Consider the following 12,816-nt stretch of genomic DNA (forward strand, 5'->3'; position numbering starts at 1 on the left):
CTAAAACTCTTAAATAATTTTTAACTATATTTGACATGAATATTGGTTTGTTTTGCGACTTCAAGATACTGAATTTCAGTATCTTGACCAATATTTAATCAATTTATTTTTACTTTAAATAATTACACCCAACGGGTTAAACTTATATTATTTTTGATTCGGGAAATTTTTTATGATACAAACAAAAAACAACAATTAAATACAACAACCATGAAAGCAAAAATTTCAATACTATTAATTTCATTCATATTAGTTTACGGATGCACAACCAGTTCTGATTCAAATAATACAACAGTAGTTATCCCTGTAGCTCCATCTAATTTAAATGGTGTTGTCATCGCTACATCCCAAGTAAATCTGTCTTGGACGGATAATGCATCCGATGAAACGGGTTTTAAAATAGAACGAAAAACAGGAATAGGAAGTTATGCTGTTGTAGGGACTGTTAATACTGATGTAGTAACTTATAACGATTCTGGTCTAACACCAAGTACTAATTATACTTATAGAGTATATTCCTATAATTCTGCGGGTAATTCAGCAGCTTATTCCAATGAGTTTACTCTTACCACATCAAGCGTAAGCAGTTTACCTATATTAACCACCACAGCGGTTACGTCAATTACTCCAACAACTGCGGTGTCAGGAGGAGCTATTTCAAGTGATGGAGGAGCAGCAATAATCGCAAGAGGCGTATGTTGGAGCACCAGTGCCAATCCTACTGTTGCTTTAATTACAAAATCAACTAACGGAACAGGTACAGGAGTTTTTGCGAGTAATCTAATAGCTCTCTCTGCAAACACTACTTATCATGTAAGAGCCTATGCCACCAATAGTGTTGGAACAGCTTATGGTGCAGACTTAAGTTTTATAACCGCTAACACCTCAAGTACTTCAGTAACCGATGTAGACGGAAACACTTATCAATTAGTGACCATCTGTAGTCAGGTATGGACAAAATCAAACTTAAATGTTACTAAATATAGAAATGGAGATGTTATCCCTCAGGTTACAGATCCTACACAATGGGTAAATTTAACCACTGGAGCTTGGTGTTATTATACTAATACAACTGCTAATGGAACTACCTACGGAAAATTATACAATTGGTATGCAGTGAATGACCCAAGAGGATTGGTTCCTGCTGGTTTTCATGTGCCTTCTAATACAGAATGGGATACCTTGAGAGATTGTTTAGGCGGAGATGCACTTGCAGGTGGCGCTATGAAAGAAACAGGCACCGCGCATTGGATAGCTAACACGAATGCTACCAATAGTAGTGGGTTTACAGGGCTTCCAGGCGGTGCTCTTTATCAAAGTGATTTAGGAATAGCTGGAACATTCCAGTCTATTGGTGAGTTAGCTTTCTTTTGGAGTTCAACTCCGTTTCTTTCATCAGCCTGGTATCGACGACTTAATAATTTTAATGGTTATTTCGTTAAATCCTATCTTTATAATCAAAACGGTTTTTCAGTACGCTGCATCAAGGATTAATCCTCATAAGCGTAACTTTTAATCGGTCCAGGTATAACAATCAACCAAGTCTGCCAATATATAAACGTTGTCTGGTAGTCCAAAACAAAGTCTGACGTTATATAAATAAGGTCTGGCATTCCATAAACCATGTTTTGTGTTAAATAAATGGTGTCTGGTATCAAATAAATCAAGTCTGGTGCTACATAAACGAAGTCTGAAACCATAAAATGAAGTCTGACGCCATAAAAACCGTGTCTGACTCATAAAATAATAACTTTAAAAACTAATAACATGTCATTTTCAATCAAAATCGAAGAGTACACACCACTAGGTGACATTATTCTTGCCAACTTTAATCGCGATGTAGATGCAATCAAAGCACGTTATCCAAAACTAAACGAAACCTTCAAAGAAAGTTTCTCAACTAAACTAGAGGCTATCAAAATCCAAGAAAAAAAGTATGTAATAACCCAGCAACAAATAGCAATCACTAAAAGCCTCTATGAAGAATCTGATGTACTGGTTCAAGAATTAATCTTTCTAAAAGACTACATCAAAGACGCAGGCCTAGACAACACCCTAGTTACCGCCCTCATCCACGACCTACGAAGCCACAACATCGAAGGCGCTGTCGATAAAATACAAACCCTAAAACAATACATCCAAGCAAACCAAACCCCAATAGAAGAAGAAGGAATGGCAACTACTTTTCCTGATGCGTTAGCAGCCCACAAAGATAGCCTCGCCAAAAAGAACAAAGACCAAAAAATAACCATGGATAGCGGCGCAGTCCTAACAGGAAACAACAATAGTCAATACACCAACCTTTATAACGACATCATAAAAATAGCAGACAAAGCCAAAAAAGTATTCAAAAACACCCCTTTCGAAGACCAATACGTCATCTCCAAAATCATAAAATCAATGCGTTCCTCCAAAAAAGCAGGAGGAACAAACCCACCACCACCAGCACCGTAATCTCTTTTGTCACCCTGAGCGCAGTCGAAGGGCACACTTCATAACCAAAAAACCCCGATTCAAAATCATGAATCGGGGTTTTTTATAATCTAAAAAATATTATCTTCTATCATCTCTTCTTTCAGGACGTGGTCCACGATCTTCTCTCGCAGGAGCATTTTCATCTCTCGGCGGTCTTGGCAAAAGTGCTTTTCTCGACACTTTTTCTTTTCTTGTTTTTGGATCAATACCTAAATATTTCACCATAAACACATCACCCATATTTACAACATCAGAAACATTTTCTGTTCTTTCCCAAGCCAATTCAGAAACGTGTAATAAAACCTCATTTCCTGGAGCGTCAGTATATTCTACAACGGCACCAAAATCTAGCATTTTAATTACTTTCACTTCATAAGATTCGCCCATGGTTGGTTTGAAAATAATAGAATCGATTTTTGCCAATACTGCTGCAATTCCGTCTGGATCTGTTCCTAAGATTTCAACAACACCTTGTTCGTCAACTTCGTTAATTACGATAGTACAACCAGTTGCTTTCTGCAATTCCTGAATAACTTTTCCGCCAGGACCAATTAAGGCACCAATGAAAGCGCCAGGAATGGTTCTCATGATAATTTTCGGAGCATGAGTTTTCACATCAGTTCTTGGTGAGGCTAAAGTTTCAACCAATTTTCCAAGGATGTGTAAACGTCCATCACGAGCCTGAGCCAAAGCCTGCTCCATGATTTCATATTTCAATCCGTCAATTTTGATATCCATTTGACAAGCCGTGATTCCTTCTGAAGTTCCCGTTACCTTGAAATCCATATCACCTAAATGATCTTCATCACCTAAGATATCAGACAAAACAGCAAAACGATCACCATCCGTAATCAATCCCATTGCAATTCCTGAAACAGGACGAATCATCTGAACTCCCGCATCCATCAAAGCCAATGTTCCGGCACAAACAGTTGCCATAGAAGACGAACCATTCGATTCCAATACTTCAGAAACAACTCTGATTGTATATGGATTTTCCGCTGGAATCATGTTTTTTAAAGCTCTTTGAGCCAAATTCCCATGACCAACTTCTCTTCTTGAAGTTCCTCTTAACGGACGAGCTTCTCCTGTAGAAAATGGCGGAAAATTATAGTGTAAATAGAATTTTTCCTCTCCTTGTTCTGATGGCGAATCAATTTGGTTAGCTTCTCTTGAAGTTCCTAAAGTTGCAGTTGCCAATGCCTGAGTTTCTCCACGTGTAAACAATGCCGACCCGTGAACTGATGGTAAATAATCTACTTCACACCAGATTGGTCTGATTTCTGTAGTTTTTCTTCCGTCTAAACGGGTTCCTAAATCAAGCGTTACGTTACGAACCGCTTCTTTGTTGACTTTGTAGAAATATTTTCCAACTAAATCTCCATTTTCAGCCATTTCTTCTTCTGTAAATAATGCTTTTACTTCTTCTTTTACAGCATCGAATGCAGCTGAACGTTCTTGTTTAGCCGAACCTTTGCTTGCAATGGCGTAAATTTTATCATAAGCCGCTGCTTTCACTTTAGCGTGAATAGCATCGTCTGTTCTGTCTTGGTCATAAGAACGAACTTCTTTTTTGCCAAAAGCAGCCTGCAAACGTTCTTGCGCAGCGATTTGGTTTTTGATGTGTTCGTGTGCGAATTTAATGGCTTCTAACATTTCTGCTTCTGAAATCTCTTTCATTTCACCTTCTACCATTGCGATAGAGTCTGTTGAAGCACCAATCATCATATCAATATCTGATAATTCCAATTGAGCACGAGATGGATTGATAATGAATTTTCCATCAATTCTTCCCACTCTCGCTTCTGAAATTAATGTTTCAAAAGGAATGTCAGACAAGGCAAGTGCTGCCGAAGCTGCTAACCCTGCCAAAGCATCCGGCATAACTTCATCATCATGTGACATTAACTGAATCATAACCTGAACTTCTGCATGGTAATCACTTGGGAAAAGCGGACGCAATACACGGTCAACTAATCTCATGGTTAGCACTTCGTTGTCGCTTGGACGAGCTTCTCTTTTGAAGAAACCTCCGGGAAAACGTCCTGCTGCAGCAAATTTTTCGCGATAATCTACCGTTAATGGTAAAAAGTCAATACCCGGACTTGCTTTTCTTGATGATACAACTGTTCCTAAGATTACAGTTTTACCAATTCTAACTACTACAGAACCGTCAGCTTGTTTTGCCAAACGACCTGTCTCGATTGTGATGTTTCTGCCATCACCTAAATCGATTTTTTCTACAAATAATTGTGGAATCATAAATTTTTCCTTTTTAATTTTTACATTGGTTCTTGCCTGTCGACAGATTAGTTGTGTTTTTGTAGCTGTTGTTTGTAACCCAATGAAAAACCGAAACTTTTCTTCTTTTTAACCTAAAAAAAAGAGGCGCGTGGGCACCTCTTTTTATATTGACTATTTTCTAATATTCAATTCTTTTATGATCTCACGATATCTGTTGATTTCTTTTTTCTTAAGGTAATCAAGAAGACTCCTTCTTTTACCTACCAAAAGTACTAACGAACGCTCGGTGTTGTAATCGTGACGATTTTTTTTCAAGTGCTCAGTTAGGTGAGAGATTCTAAATGTGAACAATGCAATTTGTCCTTCTGCAGATCCTGTGTTTTCTGCTTTTCCTCCGTGTTTGGCGAAGATTTCTGCTTTAACTTCATTAGTTAAGTACATGCTAATATTATTTAAATGATTATTATGTATGAATTAGGATTTTCCTAATTCGTGTGCAAAGATAATCTTCTTTTTTGATTAGGCAAATAAAAAAGAACGATTAAAACAATTTCGCCACTTCTTCATTTACAAATTCAAGAAAACGCTCGTCAGCTTCTGTAAAAGGGTCAATCACGTGACTGTCAATGTCTATTTGCCCAATGTTTTTCTTCTTTACGAAAAGTGGAACCACAATTTCCGACTTAACGGTAAAGCTACAAGCGATATAATTATCCTGAGCAGAAACATCGGGAACAACAAAATTTTGATTGGATTCTGCGACTTGACCACAAATTCCTTTACCGAATGGAATTACAGAGTGGTCAGTTTCCGCTCCAACGTATGGCCCAAGGTGAAGGGTTTTATTTTCGTGATTTGCAAAATAAAATCCAACCCAATTGTAATAATCAACATTGTCCGATAAGAACTGGCAAAGATGTTGCAATTTGATATCTCTTTCGGCATTTGATTCAGAAAGAATAGCCATCACCTGAGGTTTTAAACGTTCGAAATTCATGTTCAATTTTTTATGCAAATGTAACGACTGAACTTTTTTTATTTTATATAAATTTGTTAAAAATTATCTTTTGAAAAAATTGCTGCTGGAATATAAACCTTTTTTACTTTTTCTTGGAAAATTTATTGCCAGTTATTTGATTTTAACCTTCATTTATCAAACCTATCTGAATCGTTATGATACTAAAAATGCAGAAGTAGATTCTTTCACTCAATCTGTTGCTGAACAATCTGCGGCGGTTTTGTCCTGGTTTGATTCGAAATCCTATACCATGCCTCATCTTAGTGAACCAAGTGTGAAATTATTTTATAAAGGCAAATATATTTCTCGAATTATTGAAGGATGCAACGCTTTAAGTGTGATTATTTTATTTATTTCGTTTGTGATTGCGTTTACCGGAAAATTTAAAAAAACAATTTTGTTTATCGCCTTTGGAACTATTTTGATTCATGTATTGAATATTGGCCGGATTGCGCTTTTGTGTGTCGCACTATACAATCTGCCGCAATATGAGCATTTTTTACACGGTGTAATTTTTCCGTTGTTAATTTATGGAATTGTGTTTTTGTTATGGGTAATTTGGGTTAATAAATATTCGTTGTATGCTACAGAAATTAATAAGAAATAAAGGGAAAATAAGCTGGTCATTGTTCTTGATATTGCTTCTGATTTTAATTAGAGTATTCGAAGACACGCTTTTCTATGACCCGTTTTTAAATTATTTCAAAGATGAATATGCAAATTTATCGTTTCCGAAAATCAACATTTTCAAATTGTTTTTCAGTTTAGGATTGCGATTTTATCTCAATTCTGTGATTTCATTATTGCTGTTGTATGTCATTTTTAAAGACAAGCAAATTGTAAAATTCTCGGCCTTCCTTTATATGGTTTTAGGTTCAATATTGATGATTAGCTTCATTTTTGTCTTGACATTTTTTGCAGAAGAAAGCAAAATGACTTTGTTCTACATAAGAAGATTTTTGATTCAACCGATTTTTATTTTATTGTTTATTCCAGCTTTTTATTATCAGACCCAAATCAAAAAATAACAATGCATTAAGAAAGCAATCTTTTCTTTTTCATAACTTTGGCTCATGATTTTCAGAAAACACATTAGTATATTGTTAACGGTTCTCCTATTGGTTTCCAATTTAGGATTGGCCTTCAATGTGCATTATTGCGATGATGAAGTTGCTTCAATAACATTAAGCACAATTCAATCGGCTCAAAAAGCTGAACAGGATTGTTGTGGAGTTGTTGAGAAGAATTCCAAATGTTGTAATGACAAAATCATTAAAGCGGAAATTAAAGCCGATCTGATAATTGTTAAATCCGTATCATTTGACAGTGATTTTATTCCGAATACCTCTAGTTATAACCATTTTATTTTTGTTACAAAATCAAACTTTAAATTAAAAAACTGCCTTAATTACTATTGCGATGCACATGCGCCGCCATTGTATCTTTTGTACAGCCAATATACTTTTTACTGCTGATTTTAGTATTCGATAAGTAATCACTTAATCACGAATATTAAAATTTTAACAAATGAAAAAAATACTGTTATTCCTAACATTATTAATTTCTGCCGTCACCTTTTCACAAGAGGATATCAAAAAAGATACTTTGAAAACCGTAACCGTTGAATCTAATAAAAAAGGACTAAAAAAATCAATATCAGGAACAGCAAATACCACGCTTGTTACCAGCAAAGAATTGCTCAAAGCAGCCTGTTGTAATTTGGCGGAAAGCTTTGAAACAAATCCATCTATCGATGTTAATTTTTCGGATGCACTCACAGGAACCAAACAAATCAAAATGTTGGGCTTAACAAGTCCGTACATTATGATTACCGAAGAAAACATTCCTTCAGTTCGTGGTGCATCGCAAGCGTATGGATTGTCATTCACGCCTGGAACTTGGGTAGAAAGCATTCAGATTACCAAAGGTGCCGGAAGCGTTGTAAATGGTTACGAAAGTATTTCAGGTCAAATCAATACCGAATTAATAAAACCCTTAAAGGATATTCCGTTTTATTTGAATGCGTATGGTTCGACCGATTCGCGTTTCGAATTGAATACGCATTTCAATAAGATAATTTCAGATGATTGGTCAACGAGTCTTTTTGTCCACGGGAATACACGTGTTTCCAAAAACGATATGAATGAAGATGGTTTTCTGGATAATCCACTCGGAAAGCAGTTTAATATCATCAACCGTTGGCAGTACGCCTGCGCGGAAACGGGTTGGGTTTCCTTTATCAATCTTCGGTATATGAATGATAAAAAACAAACCGGACAAATTGAATTTGACCCAAATAGAGACCGATTGACAACCAATTATTGGGGTTCAGAAATCAACACTGAACGAATTGATTTTTCATCAAAAGTGGGCTATGTTTTCAAGGATATGCCTTATCAAAGCATTGGTTTTCAAAATGCATTCAGCAGTCATAATCAGCAATCGTATTTGGGACTGAATCAATACGATATCAAGCAGCAAAGCTATTATTCCAATCTGATTTTAAATTCAATAATCAATAACACCAAACACAAATTTGCAACGGGATTAAATTTCACCTACGATAAATACTCGGAGTTTGTAAACCTTGCCGACGTAAGTAGAATAGACAATTCAGCCGGAGTTTTCTTCGAATATACTTATAATGACAATGATAAATTCAGCTATATTTTGGGAGCAAGATTTGATTATCACAATAGATTAGGTGCATTTTTTACGCCAAGATTGCATGTGAAATACAATCCTTGGCAAAAAGCTGCGTTGCGATTCTCAGCAGGAAGAGGAAAAAGAGCGGCTAATATTTTCGCTGAAAACCAAAATCTCTTTGCAAGTTCAAGAACGTTTTCTATCCTTGATACCAATGGAAAAGTTTATGGTTTAGATCCAGAAATTGCATGGAATTATGGTCTGAGTTTTACACAAAGTTTCAATTTTTTTGGTATGAATGCCGATGCAACTATCGATTTTTATCGAACCGATTTCCAAAATCAGGCGGTTGTAGATGTTATGAATTCACCGCAACAGGCTTTGTTTTATAACCTAGAAGGGAAATCATACGCTAATAGCTTACAACTCGATTTCAATTTGGAAATCATTAAGCACTTGAATTTGAGAACGGCATATAAATATTACGACATTTCTACTGATTATCTTTCCGGAAGTTATCAAAGACCGCTGCAGGCAAAGCATCGATTTTTTGCCAATATTGAATTTGCAACGCATATAGTTCAACACGGAAGACAATGGAAGTTTGATTTCACAACGAACTGGCTTGGAAAGCAACAACTGCCTAATACGGCAGGTAATCCACCACAAGACAGATTGCCGGAATTCTCACCTTCGTTTGCTGTTATGAATGCTCAAATCACACGAACTTTTTCGAGTACATTTGAAATGTATATTGGTGGAGAAAATATTGGAAACTATCGTCAGGACAAAGCCATTTTAGGTTCAGACAATCCTTTTGGACCAAATTTTGATACGTCAATTGTTTATGCTCCGATTTTTGGACAAATGTATTACGCAGGATTACGATTTAAAATAAAATAACTTTAAATAAATAATTATGAAAAATATAATTTTAGGAATGATGTTACTCTTCGTGGCATTTTCAACACAAGCACAAGAGACCCAAGGCACAGCCGAACTGAGCGGAGCTAAAAAAAGTAAAAATGCCAAATACGAATTTGAAGTGAATGGCAACTGTGAACAATGTAAAAAGCGAATCGAAAAAGCAGCTTTTTCTGTTTCGGGCGTTAAAAGCGCTGAATGGAATATGGAAAATCACCTGTTACAGGTAATTATTAATGAAGAAAAATGTTCAGTTCTTGATGTGAAAAAAGTAGTTGCGAAAGTTGGTCACGATTCTGAGGACGTTAAAGCCACAAATGAGGTTTATAACAAACTTCATGGTTGTTGTCAATACGAGAGAAAATAATTTAAAAACTCCTTAATTTTTAAGGAGTTTTTTTTATGCATATTTTTACAAGAAAAAGAAATTTGAAAAAAACTGTACTCGTTTTGTTATTGCTAATATATGGAAGCTCTTTTTCTCAAAAAATAGTTCAAAATCAACGAGTGTGGTTTGCTTATATTGGTCAGTTTAAGGTTTCTGAAAGATGGGGATTCAATTTAGAGGGGCAATCAAGATTTGATAATGAATTAGGACAGAATCTACAAAATGCTTTTAGACTTGGAGGAATCTATTTTTTATCATCTACGCAAACCCTAATTGGCGGTTATGCTTTAGTCAATACTTTAAATGTATCAGCGGATAAATTTTATAAGGAAAACCGAATTTGGGAACAATACCAACTCAATAAAAAATGGAGGCAGAATACAACGACACATCGATTTAGGTTAGAGCAGCGTTGGATTGAACAATTGGCTGATAATGGTACATCTTATCAAAACAGATTTCGTTATTTGAATAGAAATCTATTTCATCTGGCAAATTTACAATCTGAAAAAGAGGAAATTTATGCCATACTTCAGGATGAAATTTTCCTAACCGTTGGATCGAATACCATTAATTCAAAATTCATGGATCAGAATAGATTCCTTTTGGGACTTGGGTTTAATTACAACAATAAATTTCGTTTTGAATTGGGATATATGAATCAATTTGTTACCTCAAGTTATGGGAATAATGCAATGAATCACACTATTTCTGTTACTATGTTTCATAGTTTAGATTTGCAAAAGCTTTAATTTTAACGCGGAATCCAAAAAAATATGACTAATTTCACGCTCGATAAAACTTATAATTCATGAGTGATTTTGACTGGATGCAATTGCTAAACCCCGAATTTTATATAACCCTGTCTGTTGGCGGCGCGAAAATTGGATTGTGGATTGTATTGTTTATTGTATTTGCAGAAACAGGACTTTTTGCCGGTTTCTTTTTACCGGGTGACAGCTTACTTTTTTTAGCTGGAATATATAGCCGGGATTTGATTGAAAATTTCACTTTTATTAAAAATGATATCGTAAATGTTACCTTATTATCATTACTTGTTGCAGTTGCCGGAATATTAGGTAATATGATGGGTTATTGGTTTGGGGAACGAAGTGGTTATTACTTATATAAAAAGAATGACAGCTTTTGGTTTAAGAAAAAATATCTTATCCAATCCAAAGAGTTTTTCGAACGATATGGAGGAAAAGCCATCATCTTTGCGCGTTTTATACCTATCCTCAGAACCTTTGCGCCTATTGTAGCCGGAATTGTTGCGATGGATAAAAAGAAGTTTATGTTTTACAACATCGTAAGTTCATTTCTTTGGTCGTTTATTTTAATTTTCTCGGGTCATTATCTTTATGGATTATTTTTGGAAAAGTTTGACATTGATTTAAAGAAGCATATTGAAATTATAGTGATAGGAATAATAGTTGTTTCAACACTTCCGGTTTTTCTTAAGGTTATCAAGAAAGAGCCTGGAAAGCAAGAATAAAAAAGTCCAAATAAGCTTGGTGTTTTGGAATAATTTTTGTAATCTTATTCAGAATTTAAACCGAAACCATGAAACATTCTTTACTTTTCCTGATACTTGTTGGAGGCCTGTTCTTTTCGTGTTCCAACGAAAACTCTTCAACGAATTCCCAAACCATCGAAAAAATTATTAGCTACATCCCGCAACAGGCCAATTTTCAAACAAAAATCATCTCTTACTATGACACTGAGAATCGAAGCACTCTGGATTCAGTGTTCGATGCCAATAATAACTTTGTGAGGAAAAGACAGTATGTGTATAGTTCTCAGTCTAGAACAACTAACACATTCGACAATTTAAATGTACTTACAAAAATAATAATTGTGGAATACGATAGTACTGGACGATTAACTACCGTGACATCGTACGATGCATCAGGAAATATAAATTTTAAATATGCGTATGATTATGACGACGTTAATCATACGGTAACTAAGAATAAAGTTGAGGGAAGTACTATTACGCCAGTATTTTTTTTCAAAGTCAATTCAACAGGGATGATTTACTATCAGCAAAATATCCTGAATAACAATAGTGTAACCCAATTGAATTATGTTGGTAATAAGCCAATCTCAATGTTTTTCGACAATCCCATTAATTTGTTGAATTTTAATTATTACTCCATTTTGAAACCAATGAATCTAAGAATTTCCGATGTTCAGAAGAATAATAAAGTATTGGATTTAGGAATAGAGCATATGGCATTTAACGCAGATTATTATTTTTCGGATTATGCAGATAGCTACTTTATCCAATATACATTTGACGTAAATGATTATCCTTTAACAGCGCATGAGCTTACACCCCTTACTGGAAGTAGTATGGTCGAAGACTTTTACTATTATAATTAATTTGAATTTTCATACAAAAACAAAAAGGATGAGCCAAACTCATCCTTTTTTATTTTCATAATTTAACAATCTTACATCATTCCCGGCATTCCGCCGCCCATTGCCATTCCACCACCTGCATTTTCTTCCTTGATTTCTACCAAAGCACATTCAGTGGTTAAAATCATTCCCGCTACTGATGCTGCATTTTCAAGTGCTACACGCGTTACTTTTTTAGGATCAATAATTCCGGCTTTAAGCATGTCTACATATTCGTCAGTTTTGGCATTATAACCAAAATTCGCTTTTCCTTCAGAAACTTTTGCTACAACTACTGAGCCTTCCAAACCTGCATTTTCAACAATGGTTCTTAATGGAGATTCTATAGCTCTGGAAACGATTTGTATTCCGGTAGCCTCATCAGCATTGTCTGCTTTTATGCTATTTAATACAGATTTTGCTCTTAACAAAGCAACGCCACCACCGGCAACAATTCCTTCTTCAACTGCGGCACGAGTTGCGTGAAGCGCATCGTCAACACGGTCTTTTTTCTCTTTCATTTCTACTTCAGAAGCAGCACCAACATAAAGTACGGCAACACCACCAGCCAATTTAGCCAAACGTTCCTGCAGTTTTTCCTTGTCGTAATCAGAAGTAGTGGTTTCGATCTGTTTTTTGATCTGGTTGATACGTGTCTTGATGGTATCTTCTGCGCCTGCGCCTGCAACAATTGTAGTTGTTTCTTTGTCGACGGTGA

Annotated in this window: 14 protein-coding genes; 10 read left to right on the plus strand and 4 right to left on the minus strand. The window is 35.5% G+C overall.

Annotated features, from left to right (window positions below; translation table 11 throughout):
- Positions 1-210 precede the first annotated feature (210 nt).
- Together Q0Q99_RS11985 and Q0Q99_RS11990 are read left to right on the plus strand one after the other, a co-directional pair.
- Positions 211-1,494 (plus strand): FISUMP domain-containing protein, encoded by a 1,284-nt coding sequence (locus tag Q0Q99_RS11985; RefSeq protein ID WP_293896248.1) that lies wholly within the window; start codon positions 211-213, stop codon positions 1,492-1,494.
- A 273-nt stretch (positions 1,495-1,767) separates the two neighbouring features.
- Positions 1,768-2,454: a hypothetical protein gene (locus Q0Q99_RS11990; RefSeq protein WP_293896251.1), complete on the plus strand. Its 687-nt coding sequence runs from the start codon at positions 1,768-1,770 to the stop codon at positions 2,452-2,454.
- A gap of 99 nt (positions 2,455-2,553) precedes the next feature.
- Here the strand turns inward: Q0Q99_RS11990 and Q0Q99_RS11995 are convergent, their stop codons facing one another.
- From Q0Q99_RS11995 to Q0Q99_RS12005, 3 genes are all read right to left on the minus strand, one after another.
- A complete protein-coding gene (locus Q0Q99_RS11995) occupies positions 2,554-4,737 on the minus strand; it encodes a polyribonucleotide nucleotidyltransferase (RefSeq protein WP_293896254.1) in 2,184 nt (727 codons plus the stop codon).
- 153 nt (positions 4,738-4,890) lie between these two features.
- Entirely contained in the window at positions 4,891-5,160 is a 270-nt protein-coding gene (gene rpsO, locus Q0Q99_RS12000) for a 30S ribosomal protein S15 (RefSeq protein WP_293896257.1), read from the minus strand.
- Between the two features lie 100 nt (positions 5,161-5,260).
- On the minus strand, positions 5,261-5,716 hold the full coding sequence (locus Q0Q99_RS12005) for a GAF domain-containing protein (protein ID WP_293896260.1): 456 nt from the start codon (positions 5,714-5,716) through the stop codon (positions 5,261-5,263).
- 70 nt (positions 5,717-5,786) lie between these two features.
- Between Q0Q99_RS12005 and xrtF the strand changes: the two genes are divergently transcribed.
- The 8 genes from xrtF (at position 5,787) to Q0Q99_RS12045 (ending at position 12,080) form a co-directional block, all read left to right on the plus strand.
- Entirely contained in the window at positions 5,787-6,344 is a 558-nt protein-coding gene (xrtF, locus tag Q0Q99_RS12010; RefSeq protein WP_293896263.1) for an exosortase family protein XrtF, read from the plus strand.
- Complete coding sequence (locus tag Q0Q99_RS12015; RefSeq protein ID WP_293896266.1) at positions 6,319-6,765, plus strand: exosortase F system-associated protein; 447 nt, start codon at positions 6,319-6,321, stop codon at positions 6,763-6,765. The genes xrtF and Q0Q99_RS12015 overlap by 26 nt, the downstream gene beginning before the upstream one ends.
- 45 nt (positions 6,766-6,810) lie before the next feature.
- Positions 6,811-7,212, plus strand: a complete 402-nt coding sequence (locus tag Q0Q99_RS12020; protein ID WP_293896269.1) for a hypothetical protein — start codon at positions 6,811-6,813, stop codon at positions 7,210-7,212.
- 52 nt (positions 7,213-7,264) lie between these two features.
- A complete protein-coding gene (locus Q0Q99_RS12025; RefSeq protein WP_293896272.1) occupies positions 7,265-9,286 on the plus strand; it encodes a TonB-dependent siderophore receptor in 2,022 nt (673 codons plus the stop codon).
- Positions 9,287-9,302: 16 nt separating this feature from the next.
- Complete coding sequence (locus Q0Q99_RS12030) at positions 9,303-9,674, plus strand: heavy-metal-associated domain-containing protein (RefSeq protein WP_293896275.1); 372 nt, start codon at positions 9,303-9,305, stop codon at positions 9,672-9,674.
- Positions 9,675-9,736: 62 nt separating this feature from the next.
- A complete protein-coding gene (locus Q0Q99_RS12035; RefSeq protein ID WP_293896278.1) occupies positions 9,737-10,447 on the plus strand; it encodes a DUF2490 domain-containing protein in 711 nt (236 codons plus the stop codon).
- A 59-nt stretch (positions 10,448-10,506) separates the two neighbouring features.
- Positions 10,507-11,190: a VTT domain-containing protein gene (locus tag Q0Q99_RS12040; protein ID WP_293896280.1), complete on the plus strand. Its 684-nt coding sequence runs from the start codon at positions 10,507-10,509 to the stop codon at positions 11,188-11,190.
- A 68-nt stretch (positions 11,191-11,258) separates the two neighbouring features.
- Complete coding sequence (locus Q0Q99_RS12045; protein WP_293896283.1) at positions 11,259-12,080, plus strand: hypothetical protein; 822 nt, start codon at positions 11,259-11,261, stop codon at positions 12,078-12,080.
- A 71-nt stretch (positions 12,081-12,151) separates the two neighbouring features.
- Here Q0Q99_RS12045 and Q0Q99_RS12050 read toward each other — a convergent pair.
- On the minus strand, positions 12,152-12,816 hold a 665-nt coding region (locus tag Q0Q99_RS12050), incomplete at its 5' end, for a TCP-1/cpn60 chaperonin family protein (protein WP_293896286.1).

This window comes from Flavobacterium sp., from assembly GCF_025352425.1.
GTDB lineage: Bacteria > Bacteroidota > Bacteroidia > Flavobacteriales > Flavobacteriaceae > Flavobacterium.

Excerpts from the sequence above, each read along its gene's own strand:
- Q0Q99_RS11985 (WP_293896248.1), top strand. The coding sequence starts at position 211 with ATGAAAGCAAAAATTTCAATACTATTAATTTCATTCATATTAGTTTAC.
- Q0Q99_RS11990 (WP_293896251.1), top strand. The coding sequence starts at position 1,768 with ATGTCATTTTCAATCAAAATCGAAGAGTACACACCACTAGGTGACATT.
- Q0Q99_RS11995 (WP_293896254.1), bottom strand. The coding sequence starts at position 4,737 with ATGATTCCACAATTATTTGTAGAAAAAATCGATTTAGGTGATGGCAGA.
- rpsO (WP_293896257.1), bottom strand. The coding sequence starts at position 5,160 with ATGTACTTAACTAATGAAGTTAAAGCAGAAATCTTCGCCAAACACGGA.
- Q0Q99_RS12005 (WP_293896260.1), bottom strand. The coding sequence starts at position 5,716 with ATGAATTTCGAACGTTTAAAACCTCAGGTGATGGCTATTCTTTCTGAA.
- Q0Q99_RS12015 (WP_293896266.1), top strand. The coding sequence starts at position 6,319 with ATGCTACAGAAATTAATAAGAAATAAAGGGAAAATAAGCTGGTCATTG.
- Q0Q99_RS12020 (WP_293896269.1), top strand. The coding sequence starts at position 6,811 with ATGATTTTCAGAAAACACATTAGTATATTGTTAACGGTTCTCCTATTG.
- Q0Q99_RS12025 (WP_293896272.1), top strand. The coding sequence starts at position 7,265 with ATGAAAAAAATACTGTTATTCCTAACATTATTAATTTCTGCCGTCACC.
- Q0Q99_RS12030 (WP_293896275.1), top strand. The coding sequence starts at position 9,303 with ATGAAAAATATAATTTTAGGAATGATGTTACTCTTCGTGGCATTTTCA.
- Q0Q99_RS12040 (WP_293896280.1), top strand. The coding sequence starts at position 10,507 with ATGAGTGATTTTGACTGGATGCAATTGCTAAACCCCGAATTTTATATA.
- Q0Q99_RS12045 (WP_293896283.1), top strand. The coding sequence starts at position 11,259 with ATGAAACATTCTTTACTTTTCCTGATACTTGTTGGAGGCCTGTTCTTT.